Genomic DNA, 15,150 nt, shown 5'->3' with positions numbered 1-15,150 from the left:
GGCTACCCCACCTGCACCCGGCTATCCTTGTGCCCCACCTCCTGGGCGAACTGCCGCAGGCGGTTGCGAAGATGGTCGCCATTGAGGAAGGCCAGATCGGCGGGGAGATGCAGGGTCAGCGCCGCGCCATCCATGCCGAACCGGATGCGCGGCAGGATGCCGGGCATCGCGGCCGTCATCGGATAGGCCACGCGGAACAGGGAGCCGAGCCGCCGGGCCCGCGCCGTCAACTCCTTGGAACCAAGCTCCACCAGCCGCCGCGCCGCCTTGCTCTTGAGTCCTTCATACCGCACCGCCATCACCTGCGCGAGGAACGAACGGCTGGGGTGATCCACCCCGGTCAGCGAGCCGTAGGCAACCGCTTCCACGCTTTGGGGGCCGCGATAATCCGGATGCGAGCGCCAGGCGATATCCGCCAGCAGGCACGCAACGAGCCGCAACCGCCGATGATCCGCCGGCTCGGCTATGCCGGCCACATCGAGATATTGGCTGGTGAACGCGATCAGGTCGTTGGCATGGGCGGGCGAACGCGACCGCAGCACGGAGAGTTCCTCGGCTCCCTGGATCAACGGGTCGATATCCTGCTCCCTGTCGTCCAGCATGCCGTAAAGATAGCCCTCGCGCACGCCGAGCGCCGAAAACACCACGCTGCCGAAGCGCCCCGCCCGCAGCACCTGGCCCAGCACCGCCGCACCGAAAGGAACGAGATCCCGCCGCGAACTGCTCACGCTGCCGGAGCCGGGATAGGATTTGAGGGAATCGCCCGCCACGATCGCGTCGCAAAAGGCGATCATCTCGTCGGCGGCGACAACATAGTCCTGCACCATATGCAGCGGATAGCCGCACTGGTCCTGATGCAGCCTGGCGAGGGAGCGCCAGGTGCCGCCGATCGCGGCGAACCGCGCGCCGGACGCGGTTTCCGTCAGCAGCGATTCGCTCAGCCGCTCGGTCGCGAGAGTTACCGCCTTTTGCGGCGAGCCGCCCGCATCGTCCTGGAGGCGAATGCCTCCCAACTCGAAACTCTGGCCATTGGTATCGTTGCCGTCCTTCATGGCCGAGAGCTCGAGGCTTCCTCCCCCCAGATCGCCAACGACGCCCGAGAATCCCGGATTGCCGGCCACCACCCCAAGGGCGGCGAAATGGGCCTCCTCCTGGCCGCTGAGCACCCGCACCGGCGTATCCATCACCGCCTCGACGGCGGCGACGAACTCGGCCCGGTTGGCCGCCTCGCGCACGGCGGAGGTGGCGAGCACATAGGTCTTGCCCGCGCGCATCAGGCGCGCCACCAGCGCGAAGCGCTTCATCGCCTCGATCGCTTTGGTCATGTTGGGCTCGGCCAGCCGCCCCGTCTGGGCCATGCCGCGCCCCAGCGCGCAGGCGGCCTTTTCGTTGTAGAGCGGCGTCAGGGCGCGCGCGTGGCGTTCATAGACGACAAGGCGCACCGAGTTGGAGCCGATGTCGAGAACCGCGACCGGCCGGGCGCCCTTGATGCGCCCCTGCGCGGTCGGATCGGCGTCGACGCCCCAGAATCGATTCAAATTCAAGCCTCTTCGCTCTCCACCATGCCCGCGCTGCCACGACCCGAAAGCGAGGGGTTGGTCATGAAGTAGTCATGCGCGTTGAAGGGTTCTTCCCCTTCGGCCAGACGCACCCGGTGGGAGCTTCCATCGGGCAATACTTCCCAACTTTGCTGATTGTCCTTGAGATAGGCAACCATGATCTGGTCGAGAATCTGCTTGTGCACGGTCCTGTTGAGTATCGGCACCATCACCTCGACCCGACCATCGAGGTTCCGCCCCATGATATCTGCGGAGGAAATATAGACTTTTGCCCGCGCGGAGGGCATCGCCTCGCCATTGCCGAAGCAATAGATGCGGCTGTGCTCCAGGAAGCGCCCGACTACGGATTTCACCCGGATATTGTCCGAGAAACCCGGTATGCCGGGCCTGAGGCAGCAGATGCCGCGCACGATGAGATCGACTTTCACGCCGGCTTGGCTGGCATCGTAAAGCGCATCGATCACAAAGGGATCGACCAGAGAATTCATCTTGAGCATGATCGAGGCCGGCTGTCCCGAGCGCGCCAGCTCGATTTCATGGTCGATATCGTCGAGCAGGGTCTGGCGCAGATTGACCGGCGAGACGGCGATGGTCTCAAGCTCGGTCGGGCGGGCATAGCCGGTGATGAAATTGAACACCCGCGCCACGTCCCTCGTGATCACCGGATCGATGGTGAAATAGCTCAGATCGGTATAAATCTTGGCGGTGATGGGATGATAATTGCCCGTGCCGATATGGCAATAGCTGACCAGCTTGCCTTTTTCGCGCCGCACCACCTGACTCATCTTGGCGTGGGTCTTGAGCTCGATAAAACCAAAAACGACCTGTGCCCCTGCCCGCTCCAGATCGCGCGCCCAGCGGATATTCGCCTCTTCATCGAAACGCGCCTTGAGCTCGACGAGGCAGGTCACGGATTTTCCCGCCTCCGCCGCCATCACCAGCGCCTTGACGATCGGGCTGTCGGAGGAGGTGCGGTAGAGCGTCTGCTTGATGGCCACCACGTCCGGATCACGCGCCGCCTGCATCAGGAACTGCGCCACCACATCGAAGCTTTCGAAGGGATGATGGACGAGAATGTCCTTGGCGCGGATAGCGGCGAAGCTATCGCCATTATAGTCCCGGATGCGTTCGGGGAAGCGGGCGTGATAGGGCTGGAATTTCAGATCAGCCCTTTCGACGTCGCAGATCTTGCGGGCGTCGGCGAGCCCGAGGAAACCCTGCACCTCGAACACATCGGCTTCCTTGATGCCGAGCTTCTCACCGATCTGCCGCTTAAGCGCCCTCGGCATGGAATGCTCGATCTCGAGGCGGATCACCTGTCCCCTGCGGCGCTGCCGCAGGGCGCTTTCGAATTCCACCACCAGGTCCGCGGCCTCGTCGTCGATTTCGATCTCGCTGTCGCGGATGATGCGGAACGCGCCCGAGCCCATGACTTCATGGCCCGGGAACATCTTGTGGAAGAACAGTTTGACCAGCGTATCGATGGCCACCACTTCCGTGCGCCCTTCCGAAACCAGCCCGGCGGGCAGGTTGATGAACCGGTCCAGATTGCCCGGAATGCGCACCAGAGCCGTCAGCGGCTGATCGCTGTCGGGCCGCCTCAGCTCGAAGGCCAGCGCAAGGCCCAGATTGGGAATAAAGGGGAAGGGATGGGCCGGATCGACCGCGATAGGCGTCAGTACCGGGAAGATTTCATCGCGAAACAGCTTTTGCAGATAGCTCACTTGTTCGGCGGTGAGATCGTCGGCTTCATGGATCACGACGTTTTGCGCAAATAGTTCCTCGCGCAGGTTCCGCCAGTGATCCTGCTGCTCGAGCTGCAGGTGTTGGGCCAGTGTCGCGATTTCCTCCAGTTGCTCGGCCGGTGAAAGCCCGTCGGCGCTCTGCTTGGTCATTCCGGCGCGAATCTGGCCCTTAAGCCCCGCCACGCGCACCATATAGAATTCGTCCAGGTTGTTGGCCGAAATGGAGACGAAGCGCAGCCGTTCGAGCAAGGGGTGCGCCTCGTTGCCGGCCTCCTCGAGCACGCGCATGTTGAACTGCAGCCAACTCACCTCGCGGTTGACGTAGCGCGCGGGGCTCTTGCGCAGCGCTTCGACATCGGGAACCGCACCCTCGGATTCGGCGAAGTCGCTCATCTCATTCATCGGTTTCGGCGTCCCAATCCTGTTGCCGGCCGGCCTGTTTCGCGCTGCCGCGCAGCGCCAGGGCCTCCGCCGCTATCGTACGGGTAACGGCCGACCCCCTGGCAAGGGCCAGCCTGTCCATGAGGTCGACAAGGGCAGCGGCCTCTTCCGCGCTACGCTCCATGCGCGGCACGAGATAGCCGATGACCCGGGGATCGATCCTGACCTGTCGGTCCCCGAACAGTTTCACGAACATCTGTGACAACTCGATGTCGTCGCTGGGTTCGAGCCGGAACACCGTCGCCCGGCGCACCCGCGAGCGCGCATCCTCGGTTCGAAGGGGCCAGTGCGCTACCTCGTCCCGTGCCGTCAGCAACAGTGCCCTCTCGCCCCGCATCGCCTGATTGAGCAGATGGAACAGGTCATGCTCGTCATAGTCAAGCCGGTCCACGTCCTCAATCAGCAGGGGCTCACTGCCCTGTGCCGCCGCGACGGCGCCGATGGTTTGGGGCGCCACCACCAAAGCATGGCTGCGATCGACGAAAATCCGCGCCAGATGCGACTTTCCAGATGCCGCCGGCCCCACCAGCAGGGTCATGCCGTCGGGCCAGTGCGGCCAGGCGAGAATGCGCGCATGGGCGAGCGCGTTGCCCGCGCCCACCAGAAAATCGTCCTCGGCGTGGGAAGGCTCGTGGCCCAGGTCCAGCGGCAATTGCCGCGGGCCGTCTTCAGGGAGCGGCATCATCTTCCGGAGCATTGATGGCCGGCGGTCCGAGATAGAGCGTGCTTTCCTTGTATTTGCGCACCCCGTACCGCACCAGAACCGAAGCGATGGCCGCCATAGGCACCGCCAGCAGCAGCCCGACGAAACCGAACACCGCGCCCAGAGCCAGGAGGGCGAACATCATCCACACCGGATTGATGTTGATCGACGATCCCACCAGCTTGGGATAGAGCACATTGCCCTCGATGAACTGCCAGAACAGGAAGATGCCGCAGATCAGCGCCACCATCCACCAGTTCGGGGCGAACTGCACGATCGCGATGCCTACCGAAAGGCCGAAGCCCACCGCAAAGCCGACAAAGGGGACGAAGCTGAGCAGCCCGCCGATCAGGCCCACTGCCAGCCCGTAATTGAGGCCGGCAAGGCTCAGCGCCGTCGCATAGAACGCCGCATCGAGCAGCAGCACACCGCCCTGCCCGCGGATCACCCCGGCCATGGATTTATCGATTTCCCGCAGAATGCCCTTGATCTCGGCCTTGTGCGCCTGGGGCAGCAGGCCGTCTATGCCGCGCACCATGCCCTCCCAATCGAGCAGCAGATAGAACGCCACCACGGGGGCGAGGACCACGAAACCGACCATCGCCGCGCCGGTCAGCCCGATATTGACCAGTTCGGCCGGCAATGTGGCGATGAAGCCCAGAGCCTGCCGCGTAAGATCGTTGATGCTGGTCTGCACCTGCGCGGCCCGATCCGGCCCCAGCCATTCGTTGATCTCGGGCGACCAGACCGTGATCAGTTCCTGCAGGTCCCGCACATAGCTGGGCGCCCGCTGGATGAGGCCGACAATCTGCTGGCCGATCAGCGGCACGAACATGAAGAACAGGCTCATCACGATGGCGATCATGCACAGCAGCACCACCACCGTTGCCCACACGCGGTTGAAACGCAATTTCTGCAGCTGGTTGACCAGCGGATTGAGCAGGTAAGCCAGGGCGGCACCGACCACGAAGGGCAGCAAGATGCCGCGGAAGATCCACAGGGCGAGGATCAGCGCAAGCAGAAGACCGATCCAGATGGCCACTTGGTTTCTGAAGGTCATGGCGTCGGGCAGCCCTTGCGTCCGGGTAATCGAAAAGCTATCAGGCCGTCTACCGGCCGGCACCGAAAATTTCAACCAACCCGGATCGCGCGCGCGATCTTCCGCCCGCAATCCCCAGCATTGGCACCAAGGCTCATGTCCGACGCACAAAACCTGCCATCAAACGGGCTTTCGTACAAGCAGGCAGGCGTCGACATCGACGCGGGCAATGCACTGGTGGATGCCATCAAGCCGGCGGTCCGCTCCACCCGCCGGCCAGGCGCCGATGGCGAGATCGGAGGCTTCGGCGGGCTATTCGACCTCCGGGCCGCCGGCTTCAGGGACCCCGTGCTGGTCGCCGCCAATGACGGCGTGGGCACCAAGCTCCGCATCGCCATCGAAACCGGCAGGCACGAGACGATCGGCCAAGACCTCGTGGCCATGTGCGTCAACGACCTGATCGTTCAGGGCGCCGAGCCACTGTTTTTCCTGGATTATTTCGCGACCGGCAAGCTCGATGTCGCTCAGGGCAAGGCCATCGTGGAAGGCATCGCCCATGGCTGCCGCCTCGCAGGCTGCGCCCTGATCGGCGGAGAAACCGCCGAGATGCCGGGCATGTATCATGGCGGCGACTACGATCTTGCCGGCTTTGCGGTCGGCGCGGCCGAGCGCGGCACGCTGCTGCCGCGTCCGGACATCGCCGCGGGCGACGCGCTGGTGGCCATCGCCTCTTCGGGCATCCATTCCAACGGCTATTCGCTGGTCCGCAGGATCGTGGAGCTTTCCGGATTGGGCTGGGAGGCTCCTGCGCCCTTCGCCGCCGATCAATCGCTGGGCGAGGCCCTGCTCGAACCCACCCGCATCTATGTCCAGCCGCTGCTGGAGGCTCTGCGCGCCGGCCTCGGCATCAAGGCCCTTGCCCATATCACCGGCGGCGGTTTCATCGACAATATTCCACGCGTGCTGCCCGACAATCTCGCCGCCGACATCGATCTGGGCGCTATTGCCGTTCCCACCGTCTTCGGGTGGCTGGCACGGACCGGCGGCCTGAGCGAGCGCGAAATGCTGCGCACCTTCAATTGCGGCGTCGGCATGCTCGTCGCCGTCGCGCCGGAGGACGCGGAAAAGCTCGTCGACCGTCTCGCCGACGCCGGCGAGAAAGCCGCCATCGTCGGTGTCCTCACCGAACGCGGTGACGAGCCGGTCAGCTTCCGGGGCAGGCTGGCGCTGTGAAGCGCGCACGGGTCGCCATTCTCATTTCCGGCCGCGGCTCCAACATGGCCGCGCTCATCGATGCCGCCAAAAGGCCGGACTATCCTGCCGAGATCGTCGGCGTGCTGTCCAATCGCGCCGCCGCGCCGGGATTGGATATCGCCGCAAGGAATGCCATTCCCACGGCCTCGCTGGCCCAGAGCAGCTTCGCCGATCGCGACCTGTTCGAAGCCGCCATGACCCGGGTGCTCGAAAGCTGGAAGGCCGATTATGTGTGCCTGGCCGGCTTCATGCGTATCCTGGGTGAGGATTTCGTCAATCGCTGGCTGGGCAGGATGATCAATATCCATCCCTCCCTGCTGCCTGCCTATAAGGGCCTCGACACCCATAAGCGGGCGCTTGCCGATGGGGCGACGGAACATGGCTGCACCGTGCATTTCGTGACGCCCGGTCTCGATGACGGCCCCGCCATCCTCTCGGCCCGCGTCCCGGTTCTGCCCGGCGATACCCCGGCTTCCCTCGCCGACCGCGTGCTGGCCGAGGAACATCGCCTTTATCCCGAAGCGCTCCGCCTGCTCGCAATCGGCAAGGTGCGGTTTCACGACCATCGACATCGCTCCGACAGTCACCCGAATTGATCGGTCCGCCGTCAAAATCGGTTCGACCTCTATTCAGGCGAGGCGTAGTTTGACGCTCTTGTCGGGAGTGACGTCATGAACCTGCGCGACTGGGCCTGGATCGTCCTGCTTGGAGCTATCTGGGGCTGCTCATTCATTTTCAATGCGGTGCTGATCCGCGAAATCGGCCCGCTCTGGGTCAGTTCCCTGCGCGTCGGCATCGGCGCATTGGGTTGCTGGGCCGTCATGGCAGCATTGCGCAAACCCATCCCTCGCGCGCCCGGACTGTGGCTGCAACTGGGCGCGCTGGGCATTCTCGCCTATGCCATTCCGTTTGCGCTTTTTCCTCTCGCACAAGCCCATCTGGCCAGCGGCATCGCCGCCATCATCAATGCCCTCACCCCGATGGTAACAGCCATCGTTTCCCATTTCTGGATCGGCGGCGAAAAGGCAACCCGCACCAAGTTCATCGGCGTAGCCGTCGGCTTCGCCGGCGCCTTCATCCTAGTTTCGCCAGCCCTCGGCTCGGGCGGCGCCTCCCAGCTTTGGGCGGTGGCCGCGTGTCTCGGCGCCACATTGTGCTATGCGCTCTCCCTCAACATCACGCGCAGCTTCAAGCATGTGGAGCCGACCGTCTTCGCAGCGATCGCTCTCACCGGCGCCGCACTGGCGTCCGTGCCGATCGCAATTCTGGTCGAAGGCCCTCCGGTGATGACGAGGCCCGAAAGCTGGGGCGCCGCCCTGGCCATCGGCCTGCTGTCCACCGCCTTCACCTTTCAGATCATGTACCGCATTCTGCCGCGCGTCGGCGCCACCAATTTCGCCACCACCACCTTTATCGCCCCGATCTCGGCGCTGGTGCTCGGCGTCACGCTTCTGGGCGAAACCATCCTGCCCATCCAAATCCTGGGCATGCTGGTGATATTCCTCGGTCTGCTGTTCATCGACGGCCGCATCCGCCGGCTCTGGCGCCGCGCTGCAGCGTGAAAGGAAAAGCGGAACTGCCTGCCCCGCCCCGCCGTTGCATCGGGGAGGTGTGTCATGCCCGATCCAAGACCCGACATCGATCCAAGGCCAGTGCCGGAAATCGTACCGCAGCCGGAGCCGCCGCAACCCCAGCCCGTCGATCCGGTGCCGCCGCGGCCGGAGGAAACTCCGCCGGGTGCTCCGCCGGTCGAGGACCCCACTCCGCCCACGCCCGAGGAAATTCCGCCCCGCCCCGGCCATCGCCCGACGGTGGGGCACCGGCCCGTGCCGGTGCCGCCCATGCCGAATTTCTTTCCCATAGGGGACGCGGAAAACCCGCACAGCACGTCGCTGCGACACGATCCGGAAGACAGGCCGATTGATCCGCGCCTGCCGCCGGAGCCAGGGAGCGACCCGAATCCTTGAGCGGTTTCACTCCCTCATTCGAGGCCGAGCTTTTTCTTCATCAGCTCGTTGAGCGCCTGGGGATTGGCCTTGCCGCCCGAAGCCTTCATCGCCTGGCCGACGAACCAGCCGATCATGGTCGGCTTGGCCTTGACCTTTTCCATCTGGTCGGGACTGGCGGCGATGATCTCGTCCACGATCTTTTCGATGGCTCCGAGATCGGTCACCTGCTTGAGGCCGCGCCGCTCGACGATCTCGGCCGGATCGCCCTCGGGCTCCTCGGCGATGAGAATCTGCAGCACATCCTTGCCGCCCTTCGATGAGATGGTGCCGCCGGCGATCAGATCCACCAACCCGGCGATCTGCGCCGGCTTGAGGTGGGTTTCCCATACCGCCAGTCCCTGGCTGTTGGCAAAGGCCGCCACGTCGCCATTGAGGATATTGGCTACCGCCTTGCCATCCCGCCGGGCCCCGCCGTGGGCGACGCAGGCTTCGTAATAATCCGCAGTCTCCCGGTCCAGCGTCAGCACCATGGCGTCATAGGCGGTGACGCCATAGTCGCGGACAAAGCGCGCCTGTTTCTCGTCCGGCAATTCGGGCAGGTGCCGCGCCAAATCATTGATAAAGGCATCGTCGAACTCCAGCGGCAGGAGGTCCGGATCGGGGAAATAACGATAGTCATGCGCCTCCTCCTTGGAGCGCATGGAGCGGGTTTCGCCATTCTTCGGATCGAACAACCGCGTTTCCTGTTCGATCGTGCCGCCATCCTCGAGGACATCGATCTGGCGGCGCGCCTCATATTCAATAGCCTGGCCGGCAAAGCGGATGGAATTGACGTTCTTGATCTCGCAGCGGGTGCCGAATTCGCCACCCGGACGGCGCACGGAGACATTGACGTCGGCTCGCATGGAGCCCTGCTCCATATTGCCGTCGCAAGTGCCCAGATAGCGCAAAATGGTTCGCAACTTGGAGAGGTAGGCCTTGGCCTCTTCGGCGGACCGCAGGTCGGGCTTGGAGACGATCTCCATCAGAGCCACGCCCGAGCGGTTGAGATCCACGAAGCTCATATTGGGATGCTGATCGTGGATCGACTTGCCCGCGTCCTGTTCCAGGTGCAGCCGCTCGATGCCGATTTCGATCTGTTCCCCGTCGACGTCGAGCAGTACCTTGCCCTCGCCCACGATCGGGTCCTTGAACTGGGAAATCTGATAGCCCTGCGGCAGATCCGGATAGAAGTAATTCTTGCGGTCGAACACCGAGCGCTTGTTGATCCGCGCCTTCAGGCCGAGACCGGTGCGTACGGCCTGGCGCACGCATTCTTCATTGATGGTCGGCAGCATGCCCGGCATCGCCGCGTCGATGAAGCTGACATTGGCATTGGGCGGATTGCCGAATTCCGTCGACGAGCCCGAGAACAGCTTGCTCTCGCTGGTCACCTGCGCATGCACCTCCATGCCGATGATGACTTCCCAATCGCCGGTCGAGCCGGAAATCAGGCGTTTCTTGTCGGGGGTGCGAGTATCGACGATGGTCATGTTTCGGGCAGTCCTATGGCGCTTGTGTCAGCGGCTTGCGGAATCGAATCTTGTCCAATTCATAATTGAGGCTGGCGGTGAATTTCACGCCACGCCATACGGCCGAATAGCCATGGCGTTCATAGAAGCGCACCGCCCCGGGGTTGCCGGTAAAAGTTTCGAGCTCGACATAGCCGAAGCCTTCGTTGGCGATAGCGTCTTCCATCGCCGCAAGCAAGGTCGCACCGACCCCGCGCCGCTGCGCCTCCGGGAAGACCCATAGATCCGAGATGACGTGGTCACGATGCTCGCGGGCGCCCCAGCCCAGCGGGCGACCTGCCTCCGTCGCCATCAAGATGGTTTCCGGATAATCGCGGCAGAAGGTCTCGAACTCACGAAGCAGGCGGGACCGGTCGGCACGGCCGCGATCGTTCCTGCCAAAGACGCTTTGCTCCCAAGCCGAAAACGCGCCGGCACCCAGCACCTGGGAAAGGTCGGCTGAGGGAATGAGGGATGAGACGCGAAACTCGGCTCCGCTCACTCCTCGCCCTCTTCGATCTCCCCCTCATAGGGCTGCAGCCGCTTTTCCAAATGCACGCTGGCGAAGGGATCATGTCCGGTCCGCCCATCCGGGCGCAGCGCCAGGATGCGGTAGCCCCGGCGCTCGTAAAAGCGCACGGCCCGCACATGATCCGCCGGCGTTTCCAGATGCACCCGCTCGGCGCCCTGCAATTCCAGCATCATTTCCATGCGGTCGAGCAGCATGCCGCCAATGCCGTGACCCTGCATGTCGGGCATGACGAAAAGATAAGGGATGTAGCTCCGCCGTTTCATTCGCGAGCACCAGCCCACGACGATGCCGTCGATCTCGGCGACGATGGCATTCGGCCAACCCTCGCCCACGGCGTGCGACAGGCGCCTCCGCTCCGCCTCGCGCAGGCCCGACTTTTCGATCAGGATGGGCAATATGCCGCTTTCCCAGGCGCGATAGGCGATATCGGCCATTCGGGGGGCATCCGCGATTTCCGCCTTGCGTATCCGAATGCCCGGCATGAGAGCCTCTCCTATTTCGCCCGTCGGCGCGCCGCGATGATGCCCTTCTCGTAATTGACGTTCCAGTCGATCAGGGTCCGCCAGATAAGTTCGGCCTGATCCTCGTCCAGATCAAGGTCCAAACTGCGTCGACGCACTTTGACGATCATCGAATCGATGCGCTGGGGGTCGTAGGCCTCGTGCGGGTCGGTCTTGATTTCGGCCATGCGGGTCACATAGCCATGCCGCTCCGCGAACAGGGCAAGGAGCGCCTGGTCGATCCGGTCGATTTCGGCGCGCACATCGTCCTTGGTTTCGCATTCGGCAGGCAGCTTGGCAGCTTTCACAATTCGGTCCCCGGTCGTGTTCGTCATGTTGCTGGTTTGCACAATACGGTTGCGGATTTCAATGCGAGCCCAACTCGGGCTCGCAAAAAATCCCGCTACCGGGTAAAAAGAGGCATGTTCGGTCAGTTTGAGATTGTCTGAGACCCCGTCCAGTCGCGACGGGGAAAAATGAACCGCCCGGCTGCTGCGCGTAAAACCAGCGGCCGGACCTGTTTGTTTGCGGCCCGGCTCCTGCCGAGGCTGCCTCAGGACGATCCGAACATCATGAACGTTTCCCGACACGAGCGGCGCGTGCTCAACGTGCTGGCCCTGGGCGGGCGCATCATCGTCATCCGCGATGATGAAGGCCGCCCCATCGACAGCGAATGCTACAGCCGCGAGGGCTGGCTGATGAGCGACTGCAATTTTGACATGTTCAAGCGCCTGCGCGCCAAGAAAGTCATCGCTTCCACCGGCAGCGGCCCATACCGCATCACGAAGCAGGGCCTTCAAATGCTGCGCGGGTGAGGTGCGGCGATCACAAACGAAAAAGCCGCAGGATTTCGAATCCTGCGGCCTGTTCCAGCGAGCAGCCCCGCTCAGTGTCTCGTGACTTCGCTCAGCGCCGCCGCGATATGTTCCCATTCCTGCGAGACGCTGGCGGTAGCGCGACGCTTGCCGGCCCGGCGGTACCAGTAATCGGCATTGCCCATATCGGCCTCGATCCAGTGCATCAGCGCATGCACCCAGTCGAAAGCCTGCACGCCCTCCATGGATTGCACGATCCCATGCGCGCGTTCCCATTCGGGGCCGACGCGCAGCTCTCCCTTCTTCAGCCACCACAGCGCCTGCAGCGGCTTGCTCATGTCCTTGGGCGGCTCGGACCAGTCGAGCGTGGTGAAGATGTCAACGGCCATTGGCGAAACCCCTGTCGGCCCGGACGCCGCCATGGGGCGTGTCACTACCAGTTTCAACTTGTGCATTTCGCGCAGATAGGCCGGATCGGCGACGCAATCAAGCATCGCGGGGCCGAAGAGCCCCGAGGAACATGAAAACCGCGTTTTCCGACCGGGCGCCCCGCCCTCGAAACCGGGCTACCACCACGGCTTGGGCGAGAAATCACCGTCTGCGCTCTTTTCAATGATGCGAGCGGCGGCAAACAGCGTTTCCTCGTCGAACGGCTTGCCGATGAGCTGCAGCGCCAGCGGCAGGCCCCTGCCGTCCTTGCCCGCCGGCACGGCAATTCCCGGCAGCCCGGCCATGTTCACGGTCACGGTGAAGATGTCGTTGAGATACATGGCCACCGGATCGCTCGCCAGTGCCTCGTCGCCGATCTCGAAGGCCGCCGAGGGAGTCGCCGGGGTCAATATGGCATCCACACCTTCGTTAAAGACGTCCTCGAAATCCTTCTTGATCAGGGTACGCACCTTCTGCGCCTTGACGTAATAGGCATCGTAATACCCTGCCGACAGGACATAAGTGCCGATCATGATTCGGCGCTTCACCTCGCGGCCGAAACCGGCGGCGCGCGTCAACTCATACATGTCGGTGATGTCCTTGCCGGTGACGCGCAGACCATACTTGACGCCGTCGAAACGGGCGAGGTTCGACGAGGCTTCAGCCGGCGACACCACGTAGTAGGCAGGCAGCGCATATTTGGTGTGCGGCAGCGAGATATCCCTGACGACGGCGCCCTCGGCCTTGAGCCATTCCAGCCCATCGGCCCAGAGCTTCTCGATCTCGGCCGGCATCCCTTCCATGCGGTATTCCCGCGGTACGCCAATGGTGAGGCCCTTGACGCCGCGCTCGACCGCCGCAGCAAAATCGGGAACCGCCAGGTCGACGCTGGTGGAATCCCTCGAGTCGAAACCGGCCATCGAGGTCAACATGATCGCGGCGTCTTCCACGGTGCGCGCGATGGGACCGGCCTGGTCGAGCGAGGAGGCATAGGCCACCACGCCCCAGCGCGAGCAGCGCCCATAGGTCGGCTTCATGCCCACCGTGCCGGTGAAGGCCGCCGGCTGGCGGATCGAACCGCCGGTATCGGTCGCGGTCGCGGCGGCACAAAGCCATGCCGACACCGCCGCTGCCGAGCCGCCCGAGGAACCGCCCGGAACCAGGTCCGCATCGCTGCCTTCGGCGCGGAACGGGTTGACCACCGGTCCGTAATAGGAGCTTTCATTGGACGACCCCATGGCGAATTCGTCCATATTGAGCTTGCCGAGCATCACCGCGCCGTCGCGCCACAGATTGGCGGTTACGGTGGATTCATATTCCGGCCGGAAGCCTTCGAGGATGTGGCTTGCCGCTTGCGTATGCACACCCTTGGTGGCGAACAGGTCCTTGATGCCGAGCGGGATGCCTTCCAACGGCCCGCCCTGGCCCTGGGCCAGCTTCCCGTCGCTGGCCTTGGCCATGACGCGCGCCCGATCCGGCGTCGTTGCCACATAGGCGTTCAGCCTGGGATTGGCCTGTTCGATGGCGCCGATGTAGGCATCCGTCAGCTCGAGCGCGGAAAAGCTCTTGTCCTTGAGGCCCTTGCGGGCATCGGCGAGGCTCAGTTTGGTCAGGTCGGTCAACGAATATCTCGCTCAGATTGTCGCAGCGTGAATTGGAACGGCGTGTGGTCGGATCACTCGACGACCTTGGGCACCATGAAAAAATTGTCCTCGGTCAGTGGCGCATTGGCGACGATCTGCTCAGGATAGCCGCCATCGGTCACGACGTCGTCGCGCCGCCGCAATTGCATCGGCGTCACCGAAGTCATGGGCTCGACGCCCTCGACATTCGCTTCAGCCAGTTGCTCCACAAAACCCAATATAGCGTTGAGCTCGTCCTGATAACCGGCAACCTCGTCCTCCTCGATGCGAATCCGGGCAAGGCGTCCGATGCGCTTGACGGTGGCGGCGTCGACAGACATGGCAAACTCCAGCGAATGATGCGTGTCGGCGCGTTATTAGCAATGCGCCGACACAAATGACAATGAAAATGGCTATAGGCCGATCAGGCCTCCACGGCCATGCCCGGCTCCAGCGCCATCACCCCGCCCCCCTCTGCGTGGTCGCGCCAGACGGCGAAGGCGGCATCGAGTTCCGTATCCGTGCCTGCCAGGGCCAGCAATCGCGGCGATACCGTCCCGGAAAGCACCTCCGCCCGTGCCGCCAAATGAGGACCCGCAAGCATTACCACCGCCCGCTCCACCCAGCGCCCCAGCGTCGGCACCGGCCCCGCCAGCAGGAGGAGCGGCATATCCTCATCGGCGTCGAGCAGCAAGGTTCCGGAGCCCAGCGACCAGAGCTGCACCGGCCGCAGGGTCTCCCCGGCATCCAGCAGCCGCACGCTCGGCCGTGGTTTCCATTCAGCCCCTGCCGCCACCGGCAGATCGTTGTCGAATCCGACAAGGCGATCGGCTCCGCTCACCAGTTCGTTCCGATCTATCCCTTCCGGCGCGCCCTCCGCCTCCACGACTAAAATCTGACCGCCGGCGTGAATGCGGAAGGTGCGGTTTCCGAACCAGGTGAGTTTCATCGGCCTTTTCCGTCGCCAAAAGTCGTCGCGCACCCTATAGGACTAACAAGACCTGTCCAGCGA

General features: G+C 63.6%; 16 protein-coding genes. 4 read left to right on the top strand and 12 right to left on the bottom strand.

Annotated elements, in window-relative coordinates:
• Positions 1-2: 2 nt before the first annotated feature.
• Genes ACFOOL_RS13620 through ACFOOL_RS13605 form a run of 4 tightly spaced genes read right to left on the bottom strand, consistent with a single transcriptional unit; the run spans position 3 to position 5,508 of the window.
• Complete coding sequence (locus ACFOOL_RS13620; protein ID WP_380097727.1) at positions 3-1,544, bottom strand: Ppx/GppA phosphatase family protein; 1,542 nt, start codon at positions 1,542-1,544, stop codon at positions 3-5.
• On the bottom strand, positions 1,541-3,706 hold the full coding sequence (locus ACFOOL_RS13615; protein WP_380097725.1) for an RNA degradosome polyphosphate kinase: 2,166 nt from the start codon (positions 3,704-3,706) through the stop codon (positions 1,541-1,543). The genes ACFOOL_RS13620 and ACFOOL_RS13615 overlap by 4 nt, the downstream gene beginning before the upstream one ends.
• The gene (locus ACFOOL_RS13610; RefSeq protein WP_380097724.1) at positions 3,699-4,430 is read right to left on the bottom strand and encodes a hypothetical protein; all 732 of its coding nucleotides are present in this window, start codon (positions 4,428-4,430) and stop codon (positions 3,699-3,701) included. The genes ACFOOL_RS13615 and ACFOOL_RS13610 overlap by 8 nt, the downstream gene beginning before the upstream one ends.
• A complete protein-coding gene (locus tag ACFOOL_RS13605; RefSeq protein ID WP_380097723.1) occupies positions 4,414-5,508 on the bottom strand; it encodes an AI-2E family transporter in 1,095 nt (364 codons plus the stop codon). Before ACFOOL_RS13605 ends, ACFOOL_RS13610 begins: the two co-directional genes overlap by 17 nt.
• A 135-nt stretch (positions 5,509-5,643) precedes the next feature.
• On the opposite strand from ACFOOL_RS13605, the gene purM reads away from it, so the two are divergent.
• From purM to ACFOOL_RS13590, 3 genes are all read left to right on the top strand, one after another.
• Complete coding sequence (gene purM, locus ACFOOL_RS13600) at positions 5,644-6,720, top strand: phosphoribosylformylglycinamidine cyclo-ligase (protein ID WP_380097722.1); 1,077 nt, start codon at positions 5,644-5,646, stop codon at positions 6,718-6,720.
• Positions 6,717-7,337 (top strand): phosphoribosylglycinamide formyltransferase, encoded by a 621-nt coding sequence (purN, locus tag ACFOOL_RS13595; RefSeq protein ID WP_380097720.1) that lies wholly within the window; start codon positions 6,717-6,719, stop codon positions 7,335-7,337. Before purM ends, purN begins: the two co-directional genes overlap by 4 nt.
• A gap of 75 nt (positions 7,338-7,412) precedes the next feature.
• The gene (locus tag ACFOOL_RS13590) at positions 7,413-8,303 is read left to right on the top strand and encodes a DMT family transporter (protein ID WP_380097719.1); all 891 of its coding nucleotides are present in this window, start codon (positions 7,413-7,415) and stop codon (positions 8,301-8,303) included.
• Positions 8,304-8,722: 419 nt separating this feature from the next.
• Here ACFOOL_RS13590 and gatB read toward each other — a convergent pair whose 3' ends face one another.
• From gatB to ACFOOL_RS13570, 4 genes are read right to left on the bottom strand one after another with little or no spacing between them, the layout of a single operon-like run.
• Positions 8,723-10,222, bottom strand: coding sequence for an Asp-tRNA(Asn)/Glu-tRNA(Gln) amidotransferase subunit GatB (gene gatB, locus ACFOOL_RS13585; protein ID WP_380097718.1), 1,500 nt, complete (start codon positions 10,220-10,222; stop codon positions 8,723-8,725).
• Positions 10,223-10,235: 13 nt separating this feature from the next.
• Positions 10,236-10,742, bottom strand: coding sequence for a GNAT family N-acetyltransferase (locus ACFOOL_RS13580; protein ID WP_380097717.1), 507 nt, complete (start codon positions 10,740-10,742; stop codon positions 10,236-10,238).
• Positions 10,739-11,206 (bottom strand): GNAT family N-acetyltransferase, encoded by a 468-nt coding sequence (locus ACFOOL_RS13575; protein WP_380097715.1) that lies wholly within the window; start codon positions 11,204-11,206, stop codon positions 10,739-10,741. Before ACFOOL_RS13575 ends, ACFOOL_RS13580 begins: the two co-directional genes overlap by 4 nt.
• A 59-nt stretch (positions 11,207-11,265) precedes the next feature.
• The gene (locus ACFOOL_RS13570; protein WP_380097713.1) at positions 11,266-11,607 is read right to left on the bottom strand and encodes a chorismate mutase; all 342 of its coding nucleotides are present in this window, start codon (positions 11,605-11,607) and stop codon (positions 11,266-11,268) included.
• A gap of 237 nt (positions 11,608-11,844) precedes the next feature.
• Between ACFOOL_RS13570 and ACFOOL_RS13565 the strand changes: the two genes are divergently transcribed.
• Positions 11,845-12,087 (top strand): YjhX family toxin, encoded by a 243-nt coding sequence (locus tag ACFOOL_RS13565; RefSeq protein ID WP_380097712.1) that lies wholly within the window; start codon positions 11,845-11,847, stop codon positions 12,085-12,087.
• Between the two features lie 71 nt (positions 12,088-12,158).
• Here the strand turns inward: ACFOOL_RS13565 and ACFOOL_RS13560 are convergent, their stop codons facing one another.
• The 4 genes from ACFOOL_RS13560 to ACFOOL_RS13545 form a co-directional block, all read right to left on the bottom strand.
• Positions 12,159-12,476 carry a hypothetical protein gene (locus ACFOOL_RS13560; protein WP_380097711.1) on the bottom strand — a complete coding sequence of 106 codons (318 nt, stop codon included), beginning with the start codon at positions 12,474-12,476 and terminating at the stop codon, positions 12,159-12,161.
• A gap of 177 nt (positions 12,477-12,653) precedes the next feature.
• Positions 12,654-14,138, bottom strand: a complete 1,485-nt coding sequence (gene gatA / locus ACFOOL_RS13555) for an Asp-tRNA(Asn)/Glu-tRNA(Gln) amidotransferase subunit GatA (RefSeq protein ID WP_380097710.1) — start codon at positions 14,136-14,138, stop codon at positions 12,654-12,656.
• 53 nt (positions 14,139-14,191) lie between these two features.
• Positions 14,192-14,479: an Asp-tRNA(Asn)/Glu-tRNA(Gln) amidotransferase subunit GatC gene (gatC, locus tag ACFOOL_RS13550; protein ID WP_380097708.1), complete on the bottom strand. Its 288-nt coding sequence runs from the start codon at positions 14,477-14,479 to the stop codon at positions 14,192-14,194.
• 83 nt (positions 14,480-14,562) lie between these two features.
• A complete protein-coding gene (locus tag ACFOOL_RS13545) occupies positions 14,563-15,087 on the bottom strand; it encodes a hypothetical protein (protein WP_380097707.1) in 525 nt (174 codons plus the stop codon).
• Positions 15,088-15,150 lie beyond the last annotated feature (63 nt).

Origin of the sequence: Devosia honganensis, assembly GCF_042648785.1 — a bacterium.
In the GTDB taxonomy this organism is placed as follows: domain Bacteria; phylum Pseudomonadota; class Alphaproteobacteria; order Rhizobiales; family Devosiaceae; genus Devosia; species Devosia honganensis.
This window is presented reverse-complemented; position numbering and strand designations above follow the sequence as displayed.

Excerpts from the sequence above, each read along its gene's own strand:
- ACFOOL_RS13615 (WP_380097725.1), bottom strand. The coding sequence starts at position 3,706 with ATGAATGAGATGAGCGACTTCGCCGAATCCGAGGGTGCGGTTCCCGAT.
- ACFOOL_RS13610 (WP_380097724.1), bottom strand. The coding sequence starts at position 4,430 with ATGATGCCGCTCCCTGAAGACGGCCCGCGGCAATTGCCGCTGGACCTG.
- ACFOOL_RS13605 (WP_380097723.1), bottom strand. The coding sequence starts at position 5,508 with ATGACCTTCAGAAACCAAGTGGCCATCTGGATCGGTCTTCTGCTTGCG.
- purM (WP_380097722.1), top strand. The coding sequence starts at position 5,644 with ATGTCCGACGCACAAAACCTGCCATCAAACGGGCTTTCGTACAAGCAG.
- ACFOOL_RS13590 (WP_380097719.1), top strand. The coding sequence starts at position 7,413 with ATGAACCTGCGCGACTGGGCCTGGATCGTCCTGCTTGGAGCTATCTGG.
- gatB (WP_380097718.1), bottom strand. The coding sequence starts at position 10,222 with ATGACCATCGTCGATACTCGCACCCCCGACAAGAAACGCCTGATTTCC.
- ACFOOL_RS13575 (WP_380097715.1), bottom strand. The coding sequence starts at position 11,206 with ATGGCCGATATCGCCTATCGCGCCTGGGAAAGCGGCATATTGCCCATC.
- ACFOOL_RS13570 (WP_380097713.1), bottom strand. The coding sequence starts at position 11,607 with ATGACGAACACGACCGGGGACCGAATTGTGAAAGCTGCCAAGCTGCCT.
- ACFOOL_RS13565 (WP_380097712.1), top strand. The coding sequence starts at position 11,845 with ATGAACGTTTCCCGACACGAGCGGCGCGTGCTCAACGTGCTGGCCCTG.
- ACFOOL_RS13560 (WP_380097711.1), bottom strand. The coding sequence starts at position 12,476 with ATGGCCGTTGACATCTTCACCACGCTCGACTGGTCCGAGCCGCCCAAG.
- gatC (WP_380097708.1), bottom strand. The coding sequence starts at position 14,479 with ATGTCTGTCGACGCCGCCACCGTCAAGCGCATCGGACGCCTTGCCCGG.
- ACFOOL_RS13545 (WP_380097707.1), bottom strand. The coding sequence starts at position 15,087 with ATGAAACTCACCTGGTTCGGAAACCGCACCTTCCGCATTCACGCCGGC.